General features: G+C 42.0%; 23 protein-coding genes and 1 pseudogene. 8 read left to right on the top strand and 16 right to left on the bottom strand.

The features are described from left to right. The 4 genes and pseudogenes from AC1DXF_RS21515 to AC1DXF_RS21500 form a co-directional block, all read right to left on the bottom strand. Positions 1-243: pseudogene (locus AC1DXF_RS21515) on the bottom strand (hypothetical protein); the annotation flags it as partial. 262 nt (positions 244-505) lie between these two features. Continuing rightward, the gene (locus AC1DXF_RS21510) at positions 506-1,900 is read right to left on the bottom strand and encodes an arginine decarboxylase (protein ID WP_477450761.1); all 1,395 of its coding nucleotides are present in this window, start codon (positions 1,898-1,900) and stop codon (positions 506-508) included. A gap of 169 nt (positions 1,901-2,069) precedes the next feature. Then, on the bottom strand, positions 2,070-2,993 hold the full coding sequence (ctlX, locus tag AC1DXF_RS21505; RefSeq protein WP_477450760.1) for a citrulline utilization hydrolase CtlX: 924 nt from the start codon (positions 2,991-2,993) through the stop codon (positions 2,070-2,072). Positions 2,994-3,105: 112 nt separating this feature from the next. Further along, a complete protein-coding gene (locus AC1DXF_RS21500; protein WP_477450759.1) occupies positions 3,106-4,548 on the bottom strand; it encodes an arginine deiminase family protein in 1,443 nt (480 codons plus the stop codon). A 114-nt stretch (positions 4,549-4,662) separates the two neighbouring features. On the opposite strand from AC1DXF_RS21500, the gene AC1DXF_RS21495 reads away from it, so the two are divergent. From AC1DXF_RS21495 to argS, 3 genes are all read left to right on the top strand, one after another. After that, positions 4,663-4,917 carry a hypothetical protein gene (locus tag AC1DXF_RS21495; protein WP_477450758.1) on the top strand — a complete coding sequence of 85 codons (255 nt, stop codon included), beginning with the start codon at positions 4,663-4,665 and terminating at the stop codon, positions 4,915-4,917. Further along, positions 4,902-5,291: a type II toxin-antitoxin system VapC family toxin gene (locus AC1DXF_RS21490; protein WP_477450757.1), complete on the top strand. Its 390-nt coding sequence runs from the start codon at positions 4,902-4,904 to the stop codon at positions 5,289-5,291. The genes AC1DXF_RS21495 and AC1DXF_RS21490 overlap by 16 nt, the downstream gene beginning before the upstream one ends. Positions 5,292-5,354: 63 nt before the next feature. After that, positions 5,355-7,283, top strand: a complete 1,929-nt coding sequence (gene argS / locus AC1DXF_RS21485) for an arginine--tRNA ligase (RefSeq protein ID WP_477450756.1) — start codon at positions 5,355-5,357, stop codon at positions 7,281-7,283. 113 nt (positions 7,284-7,396) lie between these two features. Here the strand turns inward: argS and AC1DXF_RS21480 are convergent, their stop codons facing one another. The 4 genes from AC1DXF_RS21480 to AC1DXF_RS21465 form a co-directional block, all read right to left on the bottom strand. Next, the gene (locus AC1DXF_RS21480; protein WP_477450755.1) at positions 7,397-7,687 is read right to left on the bottom strand and encodes a hypothetical protein; all 291 of its coding nucleotides are present in this window, start codon (positions 7,685-7,687) and stop codon (positions 7,397-7,399) included. Between the two features lie 48 nt (positions 7,688-7,735). After that, complete coding sequence (locus AC1DXF_RS21475; RefSeq protein ID WP_477450754.1) at positions 7,736-8,644, bottom strand: 3-hydroxyacyl-CoA dehydrogenase family protein; 909 nt, start codon at positions 8,642-8,644, stop codon at positions 7,736-7,738. A 61-nt stretch (positions 8,645-8,705) separates the two neighbouring features. Then, positions 8,706-9,323 (bottom strand): dethiobiotin synthase, encoded by a 618-nt coding sequence (bioD, locus tag AC1DXF_RS21470; RefSeq protein ID WP_477450753.1) that lies wholly within the window; start codon positions 9,321-9,323, stop codon positions 8,706-8,708. After that, positions 9,313-10,443 carry an aminotransferase class I/II-fold pyridoxal phosphate-dependent enzyme gene (locus tag AC1DXF_RS21465; protein WP_477450752.1) on the bottom strand — a complete coding sequence of 377 codons (1,131 nt, stop codon included), beginning with the start codon at positions 10,441-10,443 and terminating at the stop codon, positions 9,313-9,315. Before AC1DXF_RS21465 ends, bioD begins: the two co-directional genes overlap by 11 nt. Before the next feature lie 3 nt (positions 10,444-10,446). Between AC1DXF_RS21465 and AC1DXF_RS21460 the strand changes: the two genes are divergently transcribed. Then, a complete protein-coding gene (locus AC1DXF_RS21460; protein ID WP_477450751.1) occupies positions 10,447-10,575 on the top strand; it encodes a hypothetical protein in 129 nt (42 codons plus the stop codon). Here the strand turns inward: AC1DXF_RS21460 and AC1DXF_RS21455 are convergent. Together AC1DXF_RS21455 and AC1DXF_RS21450 are read right to left on the bottom strand one after the other, a co-directional pair. Further along, positions 10,572-10,949 (bottom strand): hypothetical protein, encoded by a 378-nt coding sequence (locus AC1DXF_RS21455; RefSeq protein WP_477450750.1) that lies wholly within the window; start codon positions 10,947-10,949, stop codon positions 10,572-10,574. The two genes, AC1DXF_RS21460 and AC1DXF_RS21455, sit on opposite strands and share 4 nt — an antisense overlap. A 75-nt stretch (positions 10,950-11,024) precedes the next feature. Continuing rightward, positions 11,025-11,801, bottom strand: coding sequence for an XRE family transcriptional regulator (locus tag AC1DXF_RS21450; protein WP_477450749.1), 777 nt, complete (start codon positions 11,799-11,801; stop codon positions 11,025-11,027). An 86-nt stretch (positions 11,802-11,887) separates the two neighbouring features. Between AC1DXF_RS21450 and AC1DXF_RS21445 the strand changes: the two genes are divergently transcribed. Further along, positions 11,888-12,244, top strand: coding sequence for a GIY-YIG nuclease family protein (locus AC1DXF_RS21445; RefSeq protein ID WP_090650595.1), 357 nt, complete (start codon positions 11,888-11,890; stop codon positions 12,242-12,244). Here the strand turns inward: AC1DXF_RS21445 and msrB are convergent. The 4 genes from msrB to AC1DXF_RS21425 all read right to left on the bottom strand — a co-directional run bounded on the left by msrB (position 12,234) and on the right by AC1DXF_RS21425 (position 19,436). Continuing rightward, complete coding sequence (msrB, locus tag AC1DXF_RS21440; protein ID WP_477450748.1) at positions 12,234-12,707, bottom strand: peptide-methionine (R)-S-oxide reductase MsrB; 474 nt, start codon at positions 12,705-12,707, stop codon at positions 12,234-12,236. The genes AC1DXF_RS21445 and msrB overlap by 11 nt on opposite strands. A 376-nt stretch (positions 12,708-13,083) precedes the next feature. Then, positions 13,084-13,671, bottom strand: a complete 588-nt coding sequence (locus tag AC1DXF_RS21435; RefSeq protein ID WP_477450747.1) for a fasciclin domain-containing protein — start codon at positions 13,669-13,671, stop codon at positions 13,084-13,086. 109 nt (positions 13,672-13,780) lie between these two features. Next, on the bottom strand, positions 13,781-16,999 hold the full coding sequence (locus tag AC1DXF_RS21430; protein WP_477450746.1) for a tolB protein precursor: 3,219 nt from the start codon (positions 16,997-16,999) through the stop codon (positions 13,781-13,783). A 109-nt stretch (positions 17,000-17,108) separates the two neighbouring features. Then, positions 17,109-19,436, bottom strand: a complete 2,328-nt coding sequence (locus AC1DXF_RS21425; RefSeq protein ID WP_477450745.1) for a penicillin-binding protein 1A — start codon at positions 19,434-19,436, stop codon at positions 17,109-17,111. Between the two features lie 479 nt (positions 19,437-19,915). Between AC1DXF_RS21425 and AC1DXF_RS21420 the strand changes: the two genes are divergently transcribed. Both AC1DXF_RS21420 and AC1DXF_RS21415 read left to right on the top strand, forming a co-directional pair. After that, on the top strand, positions 19,916-20,668 hold the full coding sequence (locus tag AC1DXF_RS21420) for a DUF6263 family protein (protein WP_477450744.1): 753 nt from the start codon (positions 19,916-19,918) through the stop codon (positions 20,666-20,668). Positions 20,669-20,705: 37 nt separating this feature from the next. Next, entirely contained in the window at positions 20,706-21,584 is an 879-nt protein-coding gene (locus tag AC1DXF_RS21415) for a polyphosphate kinase 2 family protein (RefSeq protein ID WP_477450743.1), read from the top strand. Between the two features lie 36 nt (positions 21,585-21,620). Here AC1DXF_RS21415 and AC1DXF_RS21410 read toward each other — a convergent pair whose 3' ends face one another. Then, the gene (locus AC1DXF_RS21410; protein WP_477450742.1) at positions 21,621-21,974 is read right to left on the bottom strand and encodes a magnetosome magnetite crystal formation protein family; all 354 of its coding nucleotides are present in this window, start codon (positions 21,972-21,974) and stop codon (positions 21,621-21,623) included. Positions 21,975-22,340: 366 nt separating this feature from the next. Here AC1DXF_RS21410 and AC1DXF_RS21405 point away from each other — a divergent pair, with 366 nt between their 5' ends. After that, positions 22,341-23,099 (top strand): ThuA domain-containing protein, encoded by a 759-nt coding sequence (locus tag AC1DXF_RS21405; RefSeq protein ID WP_477450741.1) that lies wholly within the window; start codon positions 22,341-22,343, stop codon positions 23,097-23,099. 115 nt (positions 23,100-23,214) lie between these two features. Here the strand turns inward: AC1DXF_RS21405 and AC1DXF_RS21400 are convergent, their stop codons facing one another. Continuing rightward, positions 23,215-24,390: a DUF5009 domain-containing protein gene (locus AC1DXF_RS21400; RefSeq protein WP_477450740.1), complete on the bottom strand. Its 1,176-nt coding sequence runs from the start codon at positions 24,388-24,390 to the stop codon at positions 23,215-23,217. Between the last annotated feature and the right edge of the window lie 433 nt (positions 24,391-24,823).

Genomic DNA, 24,823 nt, shown 5'->3' with positions numbered 1-24,823 from the left:
GCCTTTGGACTCCAGCTTAACCGTTTCATAACCGGCAGGTGGAATATTCTTTTCTTCCAGGTAAATGTTAAGTCCTGAGCTCAGTTGAGCTACACTGATCAATTCAAAATAATCTAAAAGGCCTTCAGGTAAGATCAGCCGGACAAGGGTTTCGTGGGGTGACTGCAATGCTTTAGTATTCGTTTTTCTGACCGCAAAACAAATACTTTTTTTCTTTTCCCCCAACTTTTTGGACTGATCCATGCTTTCCAGTCATGTTCATTGGTTGGCTTCATAGTATTTTGTAACTACAAGGTAGTGATTTGCGCGCGAAAATAAAATAGCCGGGCTTTAACAAAATTGTTGGCAGATAAAGGTGCCAGATTTTTTTGAAAAGCGCGGATAATAAAAGATAACGCAGTTCAATTACTAAGTAGGGAAAATTAAGTTCAAAAAAATAGCGATGACGAAAATCACCGCTATAAATATCATATTGCAAACTGCAAACTCAAAACTGCCAACTGGCCTAAGTGGTATAACCCAGGATTTTTAATACCTGCTTGCTGTTTTGCTCCTCGCCAAATACCTCAAAGTTAAATGTTTCGTCGCGGTTGCGGCGAATGATAACGTGTTTTGGTGATGGTAATAAACAGTGGTGGATACCGCCGTAGCCGCTTAGTACTTCCTGGTAGGCGCCTGTGTTAAAGAAACCTAAGTATTGTACTTTACGGGTTTTTGGCATAAACACGCTGTTCATATGCGCTTCCTGGTTGTAGTAATCCTGGCCGTCGCAGGTGATGCCGCCAAGGTTCACCCGCTCATACTCGCTGTCCCAGTTGTTTACGGGTAACAGGATGTATTTTTGGTTAAGCGCCCAAACATCGGGCAGGTTAGTGATGAACGAACCATCCAGCATTAACCAGCGCTCGCGGTCATTTTGTTGTTTACGGCCCAATACTTTGTACAGGATGCCCGATGCCTCGGCAACGGTATATTTACCAAATTCGGTAATAATATCGGGTTCCATAGTATCATGCTCGGCGCAGATCTCTTTAATACGGCTCACAATCTCGTTGATCATGTACTCGTAATCAAAATCAAACACCAGCGAATCCTTAAACGGCATACCGCCGCCAATATCAAGCGTATCCAAATGTGGATTTACTTTTTTGAACTTGCAGTAAAGCGTTACATATTTTTCCAACTCGTTCCAGTAATACGGGGTATCTGAAATACCCGAGTTGATGAAAAAATGCAGCAGCTTAACCTGGAAGTTGGGGTTATCCTCAATTTTATTGTGATAAAAATCGATGATATCCTCCATGCGTACCCCTAAACGGGAAGTATAAAACTGTGAGTCGGGCTGCTCTTCAGCCGCTATCCGGATGCCCAGGTTACATGGGGTATCCATCTCAATCTCGTCGTCGTACAGGTTAAACTCTTCCTTATTGTCCAATACCGGGATGATGTTTTTAAAGCCATCATGCAGCATATCAATAATGTAGGTTTTGTACTGGAAGGTTTTAAAACCGTTACATATTACGGTAATATCTTTATTAACGGCGCCTTTTTTCTCCAGGGCATCAATCATCGGCATATCAAATGCTGATGATGTTTCCAGGTGGATCTCGTTTTTAAGCGCTTCTTCAACGATGTGCTTAAAGTGCGAGCTTTTGGTGCAATAACAATATTTATAGCTGCCGCGATAGTTATTTTTGATGATAGCCTGCTGAAACAACAGTTTGGCCTGCTGGATCTTTTTGGAGATCTGTGGCAGATAAGTAAAGCGTAGGGGGGTGCCGTACGTTTCAATCATCTCCATTAAATTAAGGTCCTGAAAGTATAGTTCGTCGTCGATGATTTCAAAACCATCCTGGGGGAAGCCAACACTTAAATCAAGAAATTCCTGGTAACTCTGCATCCTTAAAAAATTTGGGGCAAAAATGTGATTTTAAAACGGAATAATTGGCTATTTGTTGGGATAAAATTTATGGTTTGAATGTAATTTGTTTGTGCGTTGTGGTTCATAGTTCATAGATCATAGTTCATGGTGGAAATTGCAGTTGCCATGAACCATGATCTATTGGCTATTAACTATGGGGCAAATGCACCTCGGCCATCATACATCTTGCACTTCCGCCGCCATTGGTTTCTATAGTGTTTATATCAGCATACACCAAATTGCCATATTTTTCTAACGTCGTTTTTTGTTCACTGTCCAAAGCATTAAATGCATTTTTCGACATCACGATGAGTGTTTCACCCTTATCATTCTTCACCTCGAGCATATTGCCTGCAAAACGGTTCATTTGCTCAAAGCTGATGGTGATAACTTCCTTTTGGTTTGATTTAAGCGATTCTAAAACCACGATACGTTCATGCGGATTTGGGATACTATCGGCACAAATAACCGCGAATTTGCTGCCCACGCACATTAATACATTGGTATGGTAAATAGCTTTGCCATGCTCGTCGGCTGCGTCAAAGCTGATGGCTTTGTAACCGGCTTGTTCACAAAATAAATCCAATACCTGTTTATCAGTCCGTGGCGACAGGCAGGCGTAGGCGATTTTATTTTCCCTGTCCAGCACCATGCTGCCCGTGCCCTCCAAAAAACGGTGATCGGCCTCAAAACGGCTCAGGTCGATAATATGGCTTACTTTGAACTGGTCTTCCAGGTTGGTGATGATATCCTCCCGCCGTTCCAGCCTGCGGTTTTCGGCCTGCATGGGGTAAAGAAAAATTGTACCGTCATCATGAAATGACACCCAGTTATTCGGAAAAATAGAATCGGGGGTGTGGGGTTGTGGTGTGTCGTTCACCACGGTTACCTGTACGCCGGCATGTTCCAATGTGTTAACAAAGCGATCAAACTCGGCAAGTGCTTTATCCTGCACGGCCTGCTGATCTGCATCGCGGTTTTGGAAAGCATTGCTTTCGGCAGTTTGTTCATTAAAGCCGAAACTTACTGGCCGGATCATTAATATATTTGATGTTGATTGGGTATTAGTCATGGGTCAATGGTTTTTGTCTGAACTTGGATTCATCGGATTTATCAGATTCTTGGATTTGATTTGCAAGACAATCCGAATAATCCATAAATCCGATGAATCCAAGTTGAGACAATTAAATCACTTTATCTCTTAGCAAAGGCATACTCATACAATGAAAACCACCGCGGGCACGGGAAAGTTCTGCCGATGGCATTAAAATTAAGGTATCTGTTAAAGTTTTTGGATCCAGTTCGCCGGTCTCGAATTTTTGGAGCAGGTCGTTTACCCGTATTATTTCAAAGCCGCTTTGTTTAAATGCTTCAACTGTTTTGTCGTTGCGGTCGTATCCTAACACCACACCCTCTTTTAAAGCTAGTAGGTTGCATGAATCTGTCCACTGTTCGCGCGAGTCAAAAGGGAATATATTGTTGCCCGAATAAATGAACCTGGTTTTGTCTTCGCACTGCAGGTCTTTTTCGCTGATGCTGGATAATAGGTCTTCAAGGCAATTAAATACCTTGGGTTTCTTGTCTTTCCTGAACTGTACAATCTCGGTCTTGTCCTTTGATTTTTTTTCGGCAAACCACGACATTGGTTCCTGCTCTTCCAACGGCGCCTCGGCCACAGCCAATGAGCGCAGCAGCACCCAGGTATTACGCTTTACCTGGGTAAATACCGTATCAATGTGCATATAATCCCGCTTATGCGGTATTTTTACAATGGTTACTTTTTTTACAACATCGTTATCAAACAACAATTTAATAGCCTCATTGGCGCCGCTGATAGAGGTACGCTCGCTGCAACCAATCAACAGGTGTTGCGGGCTTACCATCATTACATCACCACCTTCTAAAGTGGTTTTTTCCTGGTTATCCTCGCCCGGGCGCAAAAAATGCTGGGCTGTTTCCGGGATCTCTAATATATTATTTTGATAAGATGCAAACAGCGGATGGTTAAAAAATATATACCGCATCAGCAAAGTTTCGCGGAAGCGGGCTTTTTTAGCCGGTTTGTTAAGCAGCATGTGGTTGTTTATCGCTATCCCCAAGTCGCGCGAAAAAATGAGATTGGGAATAGGGGCGAAGATCATCTCATCATCATTCAATGATCCCGAAATAAAGATCTTGGCCAGCTCAACAGGGTCTGTATCTATTAATTGTTGCTGCAACCGGTAATTACAACTCTCAATTGCACAAACAGAAGCCACCAGTTTTTTACGAATATCCGGCTGTTGTAAAATATCGGCCAGCAGGGTTTGTATTTCGATAACGTTGTTTGATGCATGGAAGTTGGCATTGTCAGGTTTAAAAAACCCGCGTTCGTAATCGCTTTCTACCTGTTGCAGCTTGCCTTTTATTTTATCCGGATCTAAAAAATAGAGCAGCAGTTTCACATAATAATCATACTCGTTACGGCGCATGGTATCCAGGTGCACTATATCTTCAAAAAGCCAATCCTGTGCTTTTGAAGGTACAACTTTGCCAAGGCCACTATCGGGACTGTGAATAAGCAGGGTACGCAGGGTGCCAATTTCGGAGGTTACATCTATTTTAAAATCAGAATTTTTAACTGTCATAAGTGGGAAAGATCAAACACAAATCTATCAGAAAATAAATGAGAAAAGGTAGTAGAGCATTAAAATTGAAATGCGCAGATTAAATATTCTTTTAAATATTGATTATATTTGAATATGGATTTGAAGGAAGAAATAGGGTTTGATGACTTGTTGCACGCTGTGCAGCAATTGCCTGAAGATAAGCGGGCAATTTTGAAGGAAGAGCTTAGTAAGCCGACGACCCAAACAGGTATAAAGAAAAAGAAATTGCCAGAAGATAAACTCACTGACTTTCAGAAATTCCTTTTAAATGGACCGGTAATTAGTGATGAGCAATATAAAAACTACAAAGAAATAAGAAAGCATCTAAACAAATGGCGGACGGAATAATCCTGCTTGATACTTCAATCCTAATCGAACACTTTAGAAAGAAGGATCAAACTAAAACTGCTCTTTTTCAAATAACCAAAGCCAATCAAAGATTTGCAGTGTCCACAGTTACACAATTTGAAATATACGCCGGGGCATTTGATGACCAGATTGAATTTTGGAATGACTTTTTTCAGAAGATGATTGTTTTACCGTTTGATACACAGACGGCGATAGCAGCATCAAAAATTAATTTTGAGCAAAAAAAGATTAATAAAATAATTGAATTTGCTGACTTATTTATTGCTGCAACTGCCATTAGCAATAATATTCCTTGCGCTACTTTAAATAAAAAGCATTTTGAACGTATTGAAAAACTTCAATTGGTAATATAGTTCATTCTTTTCCTGTCTTCAAATTTATTCAGCCAGTATCCCCAATTTAATTAATTTTGCCGCATGGATTTTATTATTGAAGCGGCCGTTAAAGCCATTAAACATTTGTACCAAACAGATGTAGCCCCGGCCGCTATTAGCTTACAGGAAACCCGTAAAGAATTTGAGGGACAGGTTACTATTGTCACTTTTTCGTTTACCAAATTTTCGCGCAAAGGGCCGGAGCAAACAGGTACAGAAATTGGCGAATACCTTAAAAATGATTTAAAAGAAGTTGCCGCCTTCAATGTAGTTAAGGGGTTTTTAAATATCTCGTTAAGCGACGAATATTGGATTGGTCAGCTATATAACCAGATATTACCCGAGAATTTTGCGGTTGCCAGGCCTAATGGACAAAAGGTAATGGTTGAATATTCATCGCCAAATACCAACAAGCCATTGCACCTGGGTCATATCCGCAATAACCTTTTAGGCTTTTCGGTAGCACAAATTCTGGCAGCTGCCGGATACGATGTTGTGAAGGCAAACCTGGTGAACGATAGAGGAATCCACATTTGTAAATCTATGCTGGCCTGGCAAATGTTTGGTAATGGCGAAACACCTGGGTCATCGGGCCTGAAAGGCGATCATTTGGTGGGCAAATATTATGTGTTGTTTGATAAGGAACTAAGAAAACAATTAGTGCCGATCCTGGAACGCGTTTACGAGGAAAACGATCTGACGCTATTTAATGATAATCAAAAAGAGAAAATACAAGCGCTGCTCACCAGTATCGATAAACTAAAAGCAAAAAAATACGCTACACCCGAAGACGAAACCAAACTTATTGCTGAGTTAACCGATAAAATTGGCGCCGAGGAAGATAAGATCAAAGAGATAGCAAAAAACGTTACCTCGCTGATGGTTGAAACTCAGCAAATGCTCCAAAAATGGGAAGCTGGCGATGCTGAAGTTCTTGACCTTTGGAAAACCATGAATGGCTGGGTTTACGCGGGTTTTGCCGAAACTTATAAGCAACTGGGTGTTGATTTTGATAAGTACTATTACGAATCGAACACCTATTTGTTAGGTAAAGATATTATTGACGAGGGCCTGGAAAAGGGCGTTTTCTTTAAAAAACCGGATGGTTCAGTTTGGATAGATCTGACTGCCGACGGGCTCGACGAAAAACTGGTTTTACGCGCTGATGGCACATCTGTTTACATTACCCAGGATTTAGGTACGGCCCAGCTGAAATATAACGACTTCCACATGGATAAATCCATCTATGTGGTTGGTAACGAACAGGATTATCACTTTAAAGTACTTTTTCTGATCCTGAATAAATTAGGCAAAGCCGGTGCCGGCGGCCTGTTTCATTTATCGTACGGCATGGTCGATTTGCCATCCGGCAAAATGAAATCGCGCGAAGGTACGGTAGTTGATGCTGATGACCTGATAACCGAGATGAATGCTACAGCTAAACAAAAAACCGACGCCATGGGTAAAGTGGATGGTTTTAGCAACGAATACAAGTTGCAACTATACCATACTATTGGCATGGGCGCACTAAAATATTTCCTGCTGAAAGTTGATCCTAAAAAACGCCTGCTATTTGATCCTAATGAATCGGTAGAATTTGAGGGACATACCGGGCCGTTTATTCAATATACTCACGCCCGTATCAAATCAGTTTTAAGTAAAGCAAATTATCAGCAGACGAATCAGATATCAATATCTGAAATTGATGGAGTAGAACGCGACCTGATTGTTTTATTAACCCAATTCCCGACGGTAATAACAGATGCCGCCAATGGCTATAGCCCCGCTATTATTGCCAACTACGTTTACGAATTGGCTAAGACTTACAACAAGTTTTACCACGAAAAATCGATACTACAGGCAGAAAATGAGGTGCTGAAACAATTTAGATTGGAACTTTCCGCTTCGTCAGCCAAAGTAATCAGCAAAGGAATGGCTTTGTTAGGTATCGATGTGCCTGAGAGAATGTAGAGCCCCTGGCCCCTGGAGGGGGAGTTTAAAAGCAAAACGCATAGTCATTTGGTTGACTATGCGTTTTGCTTTTAAAACTATTGTTCCCCCTTTAGGGGGTTAGGGGGCTTCGCTTACCTCCAATAACCCCTGTGCCATGCATAGCCATGGCGCACGGGATGCCAGTAGCCTTGTACATAAACACGATTGGCACGCGGCCGTGCATAATACCCGTTTATATAAACATAGCTACCGCCACGCCAGGCCCATTCGCCGGGTACCCAATAGGCGCCGGGATAGGGTGCTGCCGGGCGTACATATATAGGTTCGGCGGGGCGTTCGGCTACATAGTAGTCGGCTGCGCAAGATGTAAATAGTGAAGCGGATAAGGCTAATACTAATCCTGTTTTCGCAATTGTTTTCATCTGTAAAATGTTTAATGGTTACTTACAGATGTTTGACAGTTTTAGGAATTATAGGTTTAATGAAGGTTTGGTGAACTTGTTTGCTACCACCAACTCTTTACTGCCCGCCGCATACTGGTAAAAACCGCTGCCGCTTTTAACTCCGCGGTGGCCTGCTGTAACCATGTTTACCAGCAGGGGGCAGGGGGCGTATTTGGTATTGCCAAAGCCATCATACAGCACTTTTAAAATAGCAAGGCAAACATCAAGGCCAATAAAATCGGCCAATTGCAGGGGGCCCATGGGGTGGGCCATGCCTAATTTCATAACGGTATCAATTTCCCGTACTCCGGCCACGCCCTCGTGCAAGGTATAAATGGCTTCGTTAATCATGGGCATTAAAATGCGGTTGGCAACAAAGCCGGGGTAGTCGTTTACTTCAACAGGATCCTTACCCAGGGTTTGGGCCAGTTGCATAATGGTTTGCGTAACCGAATCTGTTGTAGAATAGCCCCTGATTACCTCCACCAGCTTCATTACAGGTACAGGGTTCATAAAGTGCATACCAATTACATTGCCGGGGTTTTTAGTAGCCGCCGCAATTTCGGTGATGGATATAGACGATGTATTGGAGGCGAGAATAACATCGCCGGAACAAATTTCACTTAGCTGTTTAAATAATTTGAGTTTAATTTCCCGGTTTTCGGTGGCGGCTTCAATAACCAGGTCGGCGTTGGTGGTGCCTTCTTTTAAATCGGTATAGGTTTTTATCCGGCTTAGTGCATTTGTTTTATCCTGCTCAGTTATGCTGCCTTTTTTCAGTTGCCTGTCAAGATTGTTGGTGATGGTTTGTATGGCATTATTTAATGCAACGGCATTAATATCAACCAGCGATACTTCAAAGCCATATTGCGCAAAAGTGTGGGCAATACCGTTACCCATAGTGCCCGATCCAATAACGGTTATATTTTTCATCATATTAACAGGTTATATAAATGCTAAGTTGGCGCAAATAATTTGTTTTGCAAAAGGTATGCTTTTATAAATTGATTAGCGCGGTAGCTTCAATGACCGATTTTTTTCCAAGGTTATCATACATCGGGATTTGCCCAAGTTCCGGAAACCCGGAATAGTTAAGGATATATGTTTTTGAGTAGATGTCCTTCGGCCCGTTAAATACAATGCCCATAACCGGGATATTATATTTTTTTAAGGCATGCAGCGATAATAAAGTATGATTGATGCTACCCAGATAATTTTGCGATACTACGATTACCCGGGCATTAAGCTGTTTGATGAGGTCTATCATCAAAAAATTATCATTCAAAGGCACCATAAGGCCACCGGCGCCTTCTATCACCAGCTGGTTATCGGTTTTTGGCATGGTGATATTTTCCATATCGATAGTAACCTTATCAATGGCGGCAGATTTATGAGGCGAAAAAGGTTGTGTAAGGCGGTAGGCCTCGGGATGAAATTGTGTAACCGGGTTGGAAACCAGGCTTTGTACTTTTTGAGTATCGCTGTTATCCAGGTCGCCGGATTGGATGGGTTTCCAGTAATCCGCCTTTAATTTTTCGGTTACAATTGCCGATATTATGGTTTTGCCTACACCGGTGCCAATGCCGGTAATAAAAATGGGTTGTTTAACGGACATTAATAAAATTATTTACTGTATTGCAAAGCAAAGCTAACTCATTTAAGGTATTAAAGCTATGCAGGCATATTCTTATACGTTCTGTTCCGGCCGCAACAGTAGGGCTTAAAATGGGCCGTACATCTAAACCGGCTGATTGTAAGGTGTTTGCTATCAGGATGGCTTTGTCATTGCTTTTTAAAATAATACATTGGATAGCGCTATCGCTTTTCAATAAAGGGTAATCACTATTGACTTCAATATGGTTTTTAAAATATGCGATGTTGTTTTTTAGGGCGATAACTTCCTCTTCAACATTATTTAATAGCTGATAGGCCATTTTTATTGACGCTAAATGATGAAAGGAGGGGGCCGTACTATAAATGAATGGCCGGGCAAAGTTAACCAGGTAATCTTTAAACATATTGCCGCCTAATACAATGGCCCCGTGGCAGCCAAGGGCCTTGCCAAAAGTAACAACCGCCGCAAATACATGGTTTTGAAGACCGAGCTCGTTTATTAAACCCTTTTTGTACAAACCAACCGCATGTGCTTCATCAACAATTAAATGCGCGCCGTACTTTTTTGTTAAACCGGCGATATCTTTTAGCGGGGCCGAATCGCCATCCATGGAATATATACTTTCTACAACCACATAGCAATTGCCTTTAGATGCCTTTAATTTGGCCTCCAGGCTTTCAATACTGTTATGTTTGAAGCTGTACCGGTTGGCATAACTTAACCGTGCACCGTCGATGGCTGATGCATGCGTCAACTCATCGAGTATGATGGTATCACCCCGTTGCGCCAGGGACGAGAGCAGGCCGAGGTTGGCATCGTAACCGGAATTAAATAATAAACCGGCTTCAAACCCATGAAATGCGGCAATTTCCTGTTCCAGGTCTTCGGCATACCGCGAGTTTCCCGAAAGCAGCCTTGAGCCGGTTGATCCGTTTAAACTCAATGGATTGCTATCCAATTCAGTTTTAATATATTTTTTTAATACCGGCGACCGCGCGAAACCCAGGTAATCGTTTGAACAAAAATCAACAAGATCGTTTTCTGGTTTCAGGCTGCGGTATATGCCTGCAGCCTTTCGCTCATCAAGTTTGTTTTTCAGGTAATCGTTGGCTGATATCAATTTATGGAATATTTTATCGGTATATCTATGGCTGAGCTTTCTGCCTTAAGCTTTCTGCTTTTAGCTCTTTACCGTGCAAAAATAAAAAAAGCGGCTCATCGCCGCTTCTTTTATCAAAGTATATTGAGTTAATTTTGGGAGCCTCCACCGCCTCCGCCACCTTGTCTCATCCTGTCCATCATATCTTTTTGCATTTTGTCAAATGCAGTAGCCTGGTCGGGTGTTAAAATAGCTTTCACTTTTTCGTTAGTAGCTTTTCTCATGGGCATCATGGCACTGCGCATGGCGTCCCTGTCGCCGTTGGCTGCAGTACGTACGCTATCCATTTTTACTGCCTGTTCTTTATAAACAGCCGTAACTTTGGCGGTTTGGTCGTCAGTTAACTTTAACTGTGTCTGTAGGTCTTTAGCCCTGTCTTCGGGGCTCTTTCTCATACCGCCACCTTGTGCATGGCTTACTGCTGCAATCCCCATCAGGAAACAGCACATCAACAGAAATTTTTTCATAGCTCTTTTAATTTATTTACGTTTTTAATCTTAAGATAAAGATATAACGCAAAGGTTTAAGAAAGCTGATGTAACTTAATTGTTGCTTTGTTGTAAATTGGATATCGAGCGTTGCATCTGGGCCATCATATTGGTGAGGCTTTCCATGGTTGGCTCGGGTGTTGGCTGTGGTAACTGGGTTGATATATAGCCCTTTGCCTTCCAAATTTCCAACACATCTTCTCCGTTTATTTCATACGGTTCGTATACCGGGTTGTCAGATATCAACTTTAGCTTCTTATGGTCTTTAAATTTGTTACCTATCCGTTTATATACCACGCCATCATCTTTTGATATCACTACGTAGGTTTCGCCCGGTTTTACATCGGCCCAGTTTTCAAGGTATTCGGCTATGATGATATCGCCTGATACTATAGGCAACATCGAATCGCCTTTTATTTCAAAAGCACGGTAGGTGCCCTGCTTAAACATCGGCAAATAAAACTTAGGCAACTTGGCTACATATTCCGGATCGGCGTACCCATTTAAATAGCCGGCGCTGGCCTTAAGCGGTACCATTTCAATGTTTTCGTTATCCTCTTTATCAACAGAAATACTCAGCACGCGCAGGTTTGCCGGGTTACCTTTGGGTTTAGGAACCCACTTTTCGTTAATGGTTTCATTAATAAAATCATCAATGCTAATGTCAAAATAGATTGCTAATTGTTTTAGTAACTCGTATTTCGGCTCGGCGCGCTCTTCTTCATAAGCTCCTACTAATGAGCGTTTTATACCTACTTCATCAGCGAATTGTTGCTGGGTAATTCCCTTCTTTTTGCGAAGGAACTTAATATTTTGTGAAATTATTGACATAAAATTTGCATTTGCTAAATTTATTAGTAATTTTATGCTCATAAAGTTAGTAATATTTATTCATTCACCAAAATTTTTATCAAAAAATGAAACGTTTTGTATATATCATCACCGACAGAAACAGGAAAAACCTGCACGTAGGCTTATGTTCAGACCTGGTAAAAACGCTGCAGTTTTACAGCGATATGCCCACCTTGTTTTTTGATAGCGCACAGCAGCTTAACCGTTTAGTGTATTTTGAGGAGATTAATACCGAAGAGCAGGCGATGGAGCGCTTTAAAACAGTAAGCACCTACACAAGGCCCCAAAAAGAAAAAATGATCAGACCGGTTAACCCTGACTGGGTAGATCTGACCATTGGTTTAAAATATGAAAGCGGGATACGTACCAGGCCACAACTGCGCCCTTCGGTAAACGCTAACAGGCGTGCTATTACTTTTTAATAAATTTTAAAGCACCCGAGTTCATGCAAAAGCGTTTGCCGCCACGGTCGGCAGGGCCATCGTCAAAAACGTGACCAAGGTGCAGGCCTGTACTTTTTTCGATAACCTCGTCACGGCTCATGCCGTAGCTGTTATCTGTAACAACGGCAACTTTTTTGGGGTCGACGGCTTTTACAAAGCTTGGCCACCCTGTGCCGCTATCAAATTTGTCCTCAGAACTGAATAGTACTTCGCCTGTGGCAGCGCTTACATAAACACCCTTTTCGTGGTTGTTCCAGTATTCGTTTTTAAAAGGAGGTTCGGTACCGCTTTCAACCATAATGTGGTATTGGTTGGGTGTAAGTATTTTTTCCCACTCCGCCGCCGGTTTACTTAGTTTGCGTTTAGCCTGGCCGCTGCTGTTTTGGCAGCCAAAGGCTGTTATAATGCTTAGTATAGCTATTGCAAAAAATGATTTTTTCATTGTCCTATTCATTTCGGTTTTTATAAACTATGATTTACACATTAGACGTAAAGTTTAAGTTATCCTTACAGCTAATCATATTTAAAATACGTAATTGTATTTTAAGTGGTTTGTCATAAAATTCCCATTAAGTAACCCTGAAAAAATGGGGATGATGTGTTTACTTATGCGAGTAATTGAGCCGTCACCCTTCGACAGGCTACCTATGATGTGTTTGGTTTTACACAAACATCGGCTTTTTAACGCTGATCACGACTCACCCCGGCTACGCTACGCTGGCCGACCCTCCGGCTAAAGCCGCAAAGAAGGTGAAACTCATTTTGCTTTTCCTCTTATTGTTTTATATATGTTGCAAATGCGTTATCGCAAGGGACAGTTATATAACCTTTGCTTTAGGAAGCAGCACCTTGTTTACCACATGCAGCATCCCGTTATTTTGCTCAACATCAAAACGGTTTATGATACATTCTCCGCCATTTTCGTCAATCAAAACTATATTGCGGTTGGCATCAATTTTTGCACTAAGCTTAACGCCCGCAAGCGTTGTAAAAGTAGCGAGGCCTTTATTTTTGTTAACTTGTTTTTCAATATCTTTTACCTTTAAACGGCCTGGTATAGCATGGTAACTTAAAATAGCCGTGAGTTCCCAAATATGTGAAGGCTTCATCAATGAATCGAGCCGTCCGGCAGGCAGGTTCTGAAAGGCGTTATTAACAGGGACAAATATGGTAACTGGCCCGCGGCTTTCGAAAGTTAGCGCCAGGTTAGCTGCTTTTATGAAATTATAAAATACCGATAGGTCTTTGGATATAGCTAAGTTTTTAACAATATCGTTTGCAGGCCGCATGCTATCGCCCGCCGCAACTTTTAGCGGGCCAATTGCTTTAGGGTTTACAGCCTTTGTTTGCGCAAATAATGTAGAACCTAATAAAAGCAAAGCAGCAAGTATTATCAAATTTTTCATAGTGGGTTGGTTACAGGTATAACAATCAAATAGTTAACTGTTTTTGCTAATTTAGGTTTTAAATAAAAAAAGCGGCACATAGCCGCTTAAATATATTTTAATGAATGCATTACCACCCCGGTGTAAAGCCCAAACCAAATACTGGCTTCTTAACGTCGGTACGGTTAAAAGGTATCGCAAAATATGGCTCCAGTACAAAGGCCCCAAAAACGTTTACCCTTAATGATATACCGGCGCTTAAAGCGGGTACGCGGCCATAAGTTGTATTAAATACGGGGTTGCCGTTGCTATCAACTTGTGGCACACCGTTTTCATCTACAACGGCTGTCCTGCTTAAAACCGGGGGATTTTTCTGGAAATAGATACGTTCGCCGGCATTCCAGGCCAGGCCTGCATCAAAAAACAGGTTCAGATCGGTAAACAGGAATTTAGATTTTATCTGGGCCAGTTTTTCGGGCCCGGTAAATGGCAGGCGGGTTTCAAAGTTAAATACCGCCATCCTGCTGCCCGACAACTGGTCGATATTAAAGCCGTTTGATGCCTTGCTATTGTTATTGTAAAAGGTTTGTCCTTCATAGCCCCTGATATAAAAAGGGTAACCTATAAACAACGGGTAAATTCCATTCGAATCGCCAAAGCGGCCATAGCCATAAAAACGGGCGGCAAAGGTTACGGGTTCAACCCTTACATATTTGCGAAGATCGATAGTTGGCGAAAAGAATTTGTAGGTGCCGAAATTGTAACCGGCCTCTAACCTGTACCTGAAACCGTTTAACGGAGCTGTTACGCCAAAAAAGGAGTTATCGCCAACTAATGCTGTCGACACCTGGAAAAGCGCGTATGATTTTAAATTATAATTAAGCAGGGCGCTTTCTTCGGCATTGGCAACTTTCTTTTTATCCGAATTGAGATAGGTATAGTTTAACGTGGTATTGTTATTGGCGTCGGTTAAGGTATCTATTTTATAAGTATCACTATACCGGTCAACGCGATAAGAATTATAGGAGGCGCCCGCGCTTACTTCAAAACGGTTTGTTTTATTGATGGGATAGGAGGTAAATACCTTGGCGGCATCTTCAAAATTGCGAATGATATCCGTATTCTGCGATAATACTTTTACATTTTTGCCGCCCACATTTTGTGTTGGGAAGGTTTCGGTTTGTAAACCAAAAAGGTAGGGAATATGCGATATACCTGTACCCAAATTCCATCGGCCGGTTTGGTTAACATAAGTTACAGCTGCGCCCGAATCATAAATTTGACCGTTTACGGATGCTGCCGCGAAAATTTGGTTACGGCCCAATATATCGCTGAAAACACCCTGGATACCACTTGACAGGCTGGTACCGTAAAAGCTGCTTACGCCAATGCCAACACCGCTGCCTGCCAGGTAATCAAGCTTGAATTTAGGGCGATAGGGGATTTCCTTTACAGAATCGGCAGGGATTTTCCGGTAAGCCAGGAAGTTGTTTAGGTTTGAATTGATCAGATCGACGCCCACGGCGCGGGGAGGGGGCAGCATAGCCGCGCTAAAATCTACAGCTTGTGGTTGTAAAGCAATTGGTTTAAACGCTGATGCTTTGGCGTTGTACAGGGCATATTTTTGTGCCCGGTAGTAGGAGTAAACCACATCATCATTAGCAGAGATACTTAATGCAGGCGAAAATTCGGTAATACCGCAGATTCCCGTAAACAGGTCGGTCATTTGTTCAACCTGGCCCGTGCTGATGGTATAGCGGTACATATTGCGGAAACCATCCCTGTTGGACAGGAAGTAGATTTGCGAACCATCGGCCGAGTACTGCGGGTTTAAATTGTTGGCCCCGTTAAATATTTTTATATCGGTTACTTTGCCGGTGGCCAGGTCAAACTCGGCCAGGTTAAAGGTGATGGCCTGCTCTAATGATTGGTCGTAAGTGGAGCGGTCACTTGAAAATAGAACCTTTTTGCCATCTCTTGAATAGGTTGGCTGGTAATCGGTGTATTTATCGTTGGTAAGCTGCTTAACCTTTTTTGTGTCGAAATTATAGGAGTACAAATCGCTTTGGCCCTCAACAAGCCCGGTAAAAACAATGTCCTTACCATCGGGCGACCAGGAGAGGTTGCTAAATTGCTCTGCCTGCTCCATCGATACATCGTCAAGAACGCGTCCGTTATTAATATCGACTACTTCCATACGGTTACGCCCTTTGCTGAACACACTGAACGCGAACCGCTTACTATCCGGCGACCAGGCGCCGGCCGATTCGATAAAGTTAAACTCATCTATGTGCGTGTTGGAAACCTTACTTGTGAGCTTCCGTAAAATTTTACCCGTTCGGGCATCTGCCAGGTACAAGTCGATACTGAACAGGCTTTTGGCCGATAGAAAGGCCAGGTATTTACCATCTGGGCTTACCGCGGGGGCAACCACAAGATCGCCGCCGTTATCTTTATCTACCAGTTTTAAACCAACAGGCTTTTGTACGGTATCCTTCAAAAATGGCTTGTAAGTGCTTTCTATCGAGTTTTTCCAGAGGCGGGATAACGTTTTATCGTCGTACCCAAAAGTGCGCCTGATGCCGTAGGCGAGGCCATAGCGGGCTGTATTTTTGAAGAATGGCACTATCACGGTATCACCATAAGTCGACCCTAAAAACGACCAGAAAGCCTCGCCGTAACGGTATGGGAAATATTTATTACTCTCTGTTAAATCGCGGACGGTGGGGATATCATGGTTCAGGTAAGCATCGCGCATCCACATAGCGGTATAGGCATCTTTTTTACCTAACGACAGGTATTCGGCCATACCCTCTATCATCCACAATGGAATATTATTGATGTTCTCAAAATTCTCGTTCTGATTTCCACCTAACAGGGCATGGTACTGGAAAGCATGCACCAACTCGTGCCCGATAACGTGGCGTGTCATCTGGTTGGTTTCCATTACCGGCATTACCACACGGTTTTTTAAACCTTCGGTAATACCGCCTGTACCAACGCCAATTTCGCCGTCAATGGCGGTAGTTTGCTGAAAATCGGGATGGTTGGCATATAAAATGATGGGATTGGCTGTCTTGAAAGTGTCCTTAAAAACCTGTTGGTGCAGGGTGTACCACAATTCGCTTTCCTGGGCAAAGCGTTTAATCATGCTATCGTTTTTGATGTAATAGTAGATCTCGAAATGCGGGGTTTTGTAAACTTTAAACTTGAGATTTTTATACCGTACTTTATTTTGACCGAAATATTGCGCCCTGGCGCTATTGCTGATGAGCAGCGAACAGATAAGCAGTATCAATATAAAGCTGAACTTTTTAGCGTTGTTTAACAATGAGTAGGTTTTATTCATAATTCAAACTAAATAGAATACGGCTAATTTAATGAATAATCGGCAGGCTGTGGGGCCTGCCGATTGATATTTAAAACTTGTACATACACATTCTTACCCTAAAATACCTTTATTTTTGATTAACAGGTGTTGTTTCAGGATTTTCGGGCGTAGTGGTTGGTGTAGGTATAACGTTGGTAGTATCAATTGGGTTGCTTGTGCTATCTACTTCGGCAGTATCAACAGCAATATGCGGCGACGGGCAATTATAGCTTTTGGTGATCTTACTCCATGGTTTTGGGAAAGGCCCGTAAGTATAGCCCAATTTTTGATCGGCATAAACCTTCTCCATAAAACGGCCGAAAATGGGCAGTGCAGTGTGTGACCCTTCGCCGGTTTCGGACGATGTAAAGTGCACGCTCCGGTCATCGGCGCCAACCCAGATACCGGTTACCAGGTCCTTGGTAATGCCCATGTACCAGCCGTCAACATAATCGGATGAAGTACCGGTTTTGCCGCCAATCTGGTTGTCTTTTTTCCAAAGGCCGTTATATTCCCATAAAGCTTGTGAGGTACCTCCCGGCTCTTCCATACCACCACGGAACATATAAAGCATCAGCCAGGCAGTTTCTTCGCTCAACACCTTTTCTGATTTCAGTTCAAATTCGTCAAGCACGTTCCCCTGCTGGTCGGTTATTTTAGTTACCAGCAATGGATCAATTTTTTGGCCTTTATTCAGGAAGGTACTATATGCACGTACCATTTCATAAACCGAAACATCATTGGAGCCCAATGATACCGAAGGGACCGATTTCAGCGGGCTTTCGATACCGCATTTGTGTGCATACTGTACAATTTTATCCCAGCCAACTTTTTCGGTAAGCTGCGCGGTAATGGAGTTTACCGATTTGCCCATAGCCCAGCGTAACGACATTTCCTGGTACGAGAAGTGGAAATCGGCATTGTTTGGTTGCCATACTTCGTCTTTACCATTGTCCTTATATTTGATAGTTACAGGCTGATCTGTGAATTTATCGCAGGGGGTATAGCCGTTATCAAGCGCGGTAAGATAGGCAAAGGGCTTAAATGTAGATCCTGCCTGCCTGCGCGATTGGTTTACGTGATCGTAGTTAAAAAAGCGATGATCGATACCGCCAATCCAAACCTTTATTTTACCTGTTGATGGTTCAAGCGTCATCATCCCGGTATTTAAAAGTTTGGCGTAATATTTAATAGAATCAATGGTCGAAAAAGTGGTATCCTGCTCGCCATGCCAGGTAAAAACGGTCATCCGCTTTTTGGTTTTAAAGTACTCACCTATCTTTACGGTATCACCGTTGAATTTTTTATTCAGCAATTTATAAATAGGTAGCTTTTGTTCGTTTTTTAAGATGAAATCTTTGATTTCGACACCTTTCGAATCGCGCCAGGGGATTTTATTGCCCCATAGGTTGTAAAAACGCTTTTGCAGCATTTTCATTTTTTCGGCAACGGCTTCCTCGGCGTATTGCTGCATCCGCGAATCTATCGTGGTATAAATCTTCAGGCCATCTTCGTACAGGTCATAGCCATTGTCTTTACACCATTTATCCAGCCATTTTTCAACCGCGCGGCGAAGATAGGAGTCGCCGTGCGAATCCTGTTCTACATAACTTAAATCGAGTTTTATGGGCGATTGTGTGCTGGCCGTAAATTGATCTTTGGTGATGTAGCCATACTTTTGCATCTGGCCTAAAACAATATTGCGGCGTTCGGTAGCCCGTGCGGGGTTACGGATGGGATTGTAACTTGACGTGGCTTTCAGCATACCAATCAACAGGGCCGCCTCGGCCGGGTTAACCTGGTCTGGCTGTTTATTAAAATATTTTAATGTAGCCGTTTTAATGCCATAACTATTATTTCCAAAAGGAACTGTATTGAAATATAGCTCAAGAATTTTTTGCTTGCTGTAAACGTGCTCAATTTTAAAAGCGGTAAGCCACTCTTTACATTTATAAACAATTGTGCGCACAAAGGGCACATGTTTTATAAACCCTTCTGATTTACGTTTGCGGGTTTCAAACAGGTTTTTGGCCAGCTGCTGGGTAATGGTGCTTGCGCCGCGGCGGTCGCCTTTTGCGGTAGAAAGCAGGCTGGTAAAAAAGGAATAAAAATCAACGCCACCATGACTGTAAAACCTTACGTCTTCTGTAGCAACAAGCGCGTTTACCAGGTTGGGAGAAATGTGTTTAAGGTCAACAGGGGAGCGGTTTTCTTTATAATACTGGCCTATCAGTTTACCATCGGCAGTATAAACTTCTGAACCGACTGATAATACCGGATTTTTAATATCCTGCATGTCAGGAGAGTATCCCGATAACCAAAGGAAGTTAAGCTCTATGGAGCAAAAAAAGATGATAACGAAGTATATGAAAATAACAAGGAATCGCAGAAACCGGTTTCGTATTTCTCTGAACATTGGGTAAAGATGTAAAATTATGCTACTAAATCATAAAATGTTTAGCAAATATTATCAACGTAAAATAAACAGGTAAATTTTAGGTTAACCCTATATTATTTTGCCGGCGCACAAAATACGCAATTAAAATAATCAGGATGAAAAATAAATAAAAGACAGGTTACGTTTCGGGGCAATAGTGCCGCAAACTGCCGTTAACGAAAGGTAACCCCTAGGGGCAAAAGATAGATTTGACTTTGTTCTACAAACGGGTAGCCTCTACGAGGCACCATGCTAAAAGGTGCTTGCCTCGTAGGGGCTACCCGTTTGTAGCAATATTTATCTAAAACTCTTTTATGCCCCGTAGGGGCTACCTATCTCGGCATTAAAAGCTATTACATGAGGTAATAAAGTTTTAAGGCTTCCCTTTGGTTATGTTTTAGTAAATCGGGGCCGGAATAAAGATATTTCTTATCTTTAGCCATAACCATAACCAAGTCATGAAAATAAAATACATCGCCCTATTATTATCAGTTTGCTTTTTGCTTGGTTGTAACAAAAACAACGAATCGGTATTACTCAGGCTTAAATACAATAAAGGCGACGAGCAGGTTTTTGAGTTAGATGAGAACGCGATAGGCGGAACTTATTTCAGTATGCATAATCAAACAGAAGTTTCGATGATTGTTGATTCTGTTACTAATAACGGTAATTCAATTGTGATGACGGCATATTTAAGAAGCGTGAAATCGGATACCAAAACCGGCGAAAAGATAGAACATTATGATTCGAATGATAAGTATTCGGATATGGACGAAGCGGCGTTGGCATTGGATAAAACACTCCAGGAGGCGTTGCATACTTACTATAGTATAGAATTTAATTCAAGAGGCGAGGTAACCAGGCCTTTTTCATCAGCAGGCAAAGCTGTAGCAGCGCCGGTTGATGCTGCCAAAATACAGCTAATATTCCCGGATGAAAAAGTAAAAGTAGGCTATAGTTGGGCAGGGCAGCCACAAACTACATTTTTATCAACCACTAATACCTACACCTATACAGTGACAGATATTACTAAAGATAATGTTATTATTCATGTTGATGCCAATATACAGGGCTTTAAATCGCTGACAAGGGACCATAAAGCTGAAGGTGAATATGTGATAAATAAAACAAATGGCAGGCTAATAAGTTCTCGTTTAGATATGCCTGTGCAAACCGGCGGCAGGGTTGTGTTAACGGTTACTGCAAAATAAAGGTTTGCATAGTATATTGCTAAATAACAATATTTTCATGAGCAATTTAACCAATAAATTCAGGGTTAGTGATGGCAAAGATTTTACACTGAAAGATTTTGATCCGGCTTATGCCGATGGTTTTAAAAAGGCCGATGCCCAAAAGGTTTTAAAGGGACTGATAGCCGAGACCTTTGACCTGCAGACTGAACTTTATGCGGCCAATAAATACGCACTGCTCATCATTTTCCAGGCGATGGATGCTGCCGGGAAAGATAGCGCCATTGAACATACCTTATCGGGCTTAAACCCGCAGGGGTGCCAGGTTTATAGCTTTAAGCAACCCAGCGCCGAAGATTATGAACATGATTTTTTGTGGCGGCATTACCGGTCGTTACCCGAAAGGGGCAGGATAGGGATTCACAACCGATCGCATTATGAAAATGTGCTGGTGACCAAAGTGCATCCAGACCTTCTACTAAAAGAACATTTGCCGGGTATAAACGATGTAAAAGATATCGGTACCGGTTTTTGGGATAAACGCTATGAAAGCATCCGGGCGTTTGAAAAGCACCTTACCGATAACGGCACGGTGATTATCAAATTTTATCTGAACCTATCTAAACAGGAGCAAAAGCTGCGTTTTTTAAAACGAATTGATGATCCAAAAAAGAACTGGAAATTTTCGGCCGCCGATATTGAAGAGCGGGAAAAATGGGATGATTACATGCGGGCTTATGAAAAGGCCATTAAAGAAACGGCTACCAAAGATTGCCCGTGGTATGTTATACCGGCCGACAAAAAATGGTTTACGCGGATTGCCATTTCTACCATTGTTCTTGAAACTTTAAATAATTTGAAACTAAAATACCCTGCGCTCGAAAAGGAGGAAAAGGATAAGCTTGAGGAATCAAAGAAGTTATTGGAAAAAGAGTAGGCCAATACCTACTCCATCCTAAAAGTTATTGACTACTCATATCCCCGAAAATAGCGACTGGGCTCTTTCGCCGATTAGTGGCATTGGTTTTTGCTCGGCTTGTAATGCCCCGATAAATCCAATAACCCAGATGATGAACAGCCCGGTCCTTACAATCCAAAATAGAATACTCCCTAACGATGCGCCGAATGAAAAAAAGATGGCTCCGGCCGCATAGTAAATCACTATTGAAACCAGGTGAAATAGTAAGGTTTGCCTGAGCTGGTAACTTGCCAGGTAGGTTTTTTTATTTTGATAAAGCGCGAAATAGGCTATAAGCCATCCTAAAATAAAAAAGTAACTAACGATACCTGCAATTTTGTTATCGTCATTTGATGGGTAATTGGTCATAGGGTAGAAGGTTAAATGTAAGTGATAATTTAATGTTTAAAGCTAACCATATTTACACGCAAATGTTTGCAGTATTTGTGTCAAATATTGTACTTTTATTATATCATAAATGTTAATTTTTGGTGCTTTATTTTTGAGTTTCGGCATTAAAGTGTTAGTTTTTTAGTTGAAAGTTAAAGTATTGATAATCAGAACAAATAGTGTTCCATGTTGTGTTTTTGAGAATGTATAAGACGTTGATATTCAACGCTAAGGCGTTCCAAAGCGTTCCGCATGATCCGGGCGTTCCGGTGGAACGGCTGGTCAATCAAATAGCCCGGGTTTCCTCCGGGCTTTCCGGATTATAATATGATTACAAATCCCCTCATGAAAAAAATACTATTCCTCATTGTATCGGCGCTTTGGGCCTCGGTTAGTTTAAAAGCCCAGCCCAAACATTTTAAGGTACTGGCGCTGTATGAGAATGGCGGGCACCACATTGCGTTTTCAAAACGCGCTACCGTATGGCTGGATAAACTGGCTTCCGAAAAGGGGTTTACTATCGACTATATCCAAAAACCAGATAAAATTAACGATGAATTTTTAAGCCGTTACCAGTTGATTTTGCAGCTGGATTATGTACCCTATGGCTGGCCGGATAGCGCCGCTGCCGCATTTAAAAAGTATATTACCGAAGGCAGGGGCGGATGGGTTGGTTTTCATCATGCCACCTTGCTTGGCGAGTTTGACGGATTTCATGAATGGCAATGGTTTTCGGATTTTATGGGTGGTATCAGCTGGAAAAATTATATTGGAACGTTTGCTAAAGGACAAGTAAATGTGGAGGATAAGCAGCACCCGGTTATGAAAGGCGTGCCCGCGTTCTTCCGGATTGAACAGGAAGAGTGGTATACTTATGATAAAAGCCCGCGACCCAATGTTCATGTACTGGCAAGCGTTGATGAATCAACCTATGAACCACAGGGCGATATTAAAATGGGAGATCACCCTGTGGTATGGACAAACGAACATGTTAAAGCCCGCAACGTTTATATTTTTATGGGTCATTCACCAAACCTGTTGGATAACCCGGCCTGGGTTAAGCTGGTTACAAATGCTATTTTCTGGGCAGCGGGTGTTAAGTAGTAAGTCTTAAGCCCTGAGTCTGAAGTCAATAGTCTGAAGTACAAAGGCGAGTTTTAAATTGTCGCTTTTAATTCAAGACTTCCGGCTTAGGACTTAGAACTTCGGGCTCAGGACTTCAAATTTTCAGGCGGATACGTTTCTTCTCCATTAAACCGACCAGGGCTATCAATATAAACCCGGTAGCCATGGATCGCGCCAGCCCGATGATTCCATTATTAAATATATCGGGATACTTTAGGTGAAAAAGCTTCAATATATACACCTGGAAGTAGGGCAGCAGGTAACAGGTAAGCGTACTGGTGCCGGCAGGCCAGATCAGTTTAAACCAATTCTTTTTACCCTTAACATCCACCAGGAAGATCATCAGTTCAAAAACCAATATGGTAATACCGCTGCATATAAAGATCCAGGCTGGGGTAGAGCGTATTTTTGAAATGCCATCGGCATACGGACGGATCAAAAAAGCCAGTACAATTAGCAACACGCCTGTTGCGCCAAATATTACCCACAATAATTGAGTTTTATTTTTTGATACAAGCAGCGCATAGATCTCTGAGATGATAACGCCACCCATTACTAAACAAACTGCTGATGCATCGCCCAGCACGGGAATTTTAAACTTGAAAACACCGGCATGCCTGGCAATATTTATAGCTACAAAAGCAAGCAGGGCAATTACCATGATATTCAATTTCCCCTTGGCCAAAAGATATACCAGTGCGCATACCAGGTAAGCCCAGCCAATGATACCCAAAATACCCCACCAGTGAGGACGCATACCCTGTATTACACCGTCTTCGCCTCCTTTATAAATTACAGCCATAACGATGAGCAGCAAAATCCCCGCGCCGATAAATGTGTACCGCTTTGCTTTAGTCATTGTTTCGGGATAATCCAGCCAGATAAGGAAGAAACCTATAGTTATTAATATAGCCCATAATGCCTGGGGTATGATACCTGCAGTTCGGGCATAGTTTTCCAGGTTTACATGGAAAAAGCCCATAATGATCAGTGCAGCGCTGCGGGTAAGTATATATGTTAATATTGATAAGAAAGAATCGCCCTTATTCATCCTGTTTTTGATGGCAAAAGGCAACGAAAGCCCTACAATGAACAAAAACGCAGGGAAAATGGTATCTGCAAAACCCATTGCGTCTGCCTTCCCATTGGCATGATCTATCCATTCGGGGATGTTCTTTACGCCACTGGCGTCATTAACAAATATCATAAGCAGCATAGTGACGGCACGGAGGACATCAATAGATAAGAGACGTTTAGGAAGTTGGTTCATCGTGATGTTTTGAGTTTTAGGGGCACTGGGATTCGATTTTTTTAACCTAATAAATATATCGACTATTTGTGAATAAAATCACTAGAAATTAAAAACATTACCATTCTTTTTAAATTTTGAACAAAACTTTGGGTTTTGAGATGGAGATTGCATATAGCTTGAAAACTATTTAGTTGCCATTTTCTAAATGACTATAAAAAAATGATCCTTTAATGTTTGTATGGGATTATTTAGTAACTGGTTTTACCCTGTGGACGATTAACCGCGCTGTCAAAAGTTCCGAACGGCCCAATTTTAGAGTTTATCGGCGTTGAAGCCCCGGCAATAGATCTGGTTTGAAATCTAATAGGTCAAATTTAAGGAGGATGAAAAAAAATGGTGTTTGTTTTACACCAATAGTAATTAACTCGAATTAAAAATTGTGTTTTATGGT

It is taken from the genome of Mucilaginibacter sp. P2_A5 (genome assembly GCF_056404995.1).
This window is presented reverse-complemented; position numbering and strand designations above follow the sequence as displayed.

What these genes read in the sequence shown, in the direction of transcription:
- AC1DXF_RS21510 (WP_477450761.1), bottom strand. Translation starts at nt 1,900, where the DNA reads ATGCAGAGTTACCAGGAATTTCTTGATTTAAGTGTTGGCTTCCCCCAG.
- ctlX (WP_477450760.1), bottom strand. Translation starts at nt 2,993, where the DNA reads ATGACTAATACCCAATCAACATCAAATATATTAATGATCCGGCCAGTA.
- AC1DXF_RS21500 (WP_477450759.1), bottom strand. Translation starts at nt 4,548, where the DNA reads ATGACAGTTAAAAATTCTGATTTTAAAATAGATGTAACCTCCGAAATT.
- AC1DXF_RS21495 (WP_477450758.1), top strand. Translation starts at nt 4,663, where the DNA reads ATGGATTTGAAGGAAGAAATAGGGTTTGATGACTTGTTGCACGCTGTG.
- AC1DXF_RS21490 (WP_477450757.1), top strand. Translation starts at nt 4,902, where the DNA reads ATGGCGGACGGAATAATCCTGCTTGATACTTCAATCCTAATCGAACAC.
- argS (WP_477450756.1), top strand. Translation starts at nt 5,355, where the DNA reads ATGGATTTTATTATTGAAGCGGCCGTTAAAGCCATTAAACATTTGTAC.
- AC1DXF_RS21480 (WP_477450755.1), bottom strand. Translation starts at nt 7,687, where the DNA reads ATGAAAACAATTGCGAAAACAGGATTAGTATTAGCCTTATCCGCTTCA.
- AC1DXF_RS21475 (WP_477450754.1), bottom strand. Translation starts at nt 8,644, where the DNA reads ATGATGAAAAATATAACCGTTATTGGATCGGGCACTATGGGTAACGGT.
- bioD (WP_477450753.1), bottom strand. Translation starts at nt 9,323, where the DNA reads ATGTCCGTTAAACAACCCATTTTTATTACCGGCATTGGCACCGGTGTA.
- AC1DXF_RS21460 (WP_477450751.1), top strand. Translation starts at nt 10,447, where the DNA reads ATGGAATATTTTATCGGTATATCTATGGCTGAGCTTTCTGCCTTAAGC.
- AC1DXF_RS21455 (WP_477450750.1), bottom strand. Translation starts at nt 10,949, where the DNA reads ATGAAAAAATTTCTGTTGATGTGCTGTTTCCTGATGGGGATTGCAGCA.
- AC1DXF_RS21450 (WP_477450749.1), bottom strand. Translation starts at nt 11,801, where the DNA reads ATGTCAATAATTTCACAAAATATTAAGTTCCTTCGCAAAAAGAAGGGA.
- AC1DXF_RS21445 (WP_090650595.1), top strand. Translation starts at nt 11,888, where the DNA reads ATGAAACGTTTTGTATATATCATCACCGACAGAAACAGGAAAAACCTG.
- msrB (WP_477450748.1), bottom strand. Translation starts at nt 12,707, where the DNA reads ATGAAAAAATCATTTTTTGCAATAGCTATACTAAGCATTATAACAGCC.
- AC1DXF_RS21435 (WP_477450747.1), bottom strand. Translation starts at nt 13,671, where the DNA reads ATGAAAAATTTGATAATACTTGCTGCTTTGCTTTTATTAGGTTCTACA.
- AC1DXF_RS21430 (WP_477450746.1), bottom strand. Translation starts at nt 16,999, where the DNA reads ATGAATAAAACCTACTCATTGTTAAACAACGCTAAAAAGTTCAGCTTT.
- AC1DXF_RS21425 (WP_477450745.1), bottom strand. Translation starts at nt 19,436, where the DNA reads ATGTTCAGAGAAATACGAAACCGGTTTCTGCGATTCCTTGTTATTTTC.
- AC1DXF_RS21420 (WP_477450744.1), top strand. Translation starts at nt 19,916, where the DNA reads ATGAAAATAAAATACATCGCCCTATTATTATCAGTTTGCTTTTTGCTT.
- AC1DXF_RS21415 (WP_477450743.1), top strand. Translation starts at nt 20,706, where the DNA reads ATGAGCAATTTAACCAATAAATTCAGGGTTAGTGATGGCAAAGATTTT.
- AC1DXF_RS21410 (WP_477450742.1), bottom strand. Translation starts at nt 21,974, where the DNA reads ATGACCAATTACCCATCAAATGACGATAACAAAATTGCAGGTATCGTT.
- AC1DXF_RS21405 (WP_477450741.1), top strand. Translation starts at nt 22,341, where the DNA reads ATGAAAAAAATACTATTCCTCATTGTATCGGCGCTTTGGGCCTCGGTT.
- AC1DXF_RS21400 (WP_477450740.1), bottom strand. Translation starts at nt 24,390, where the DNA reads ATGAACCAACTTCCTAAACGTCTCTTATCTATTGATGTCCTCCGTGCC.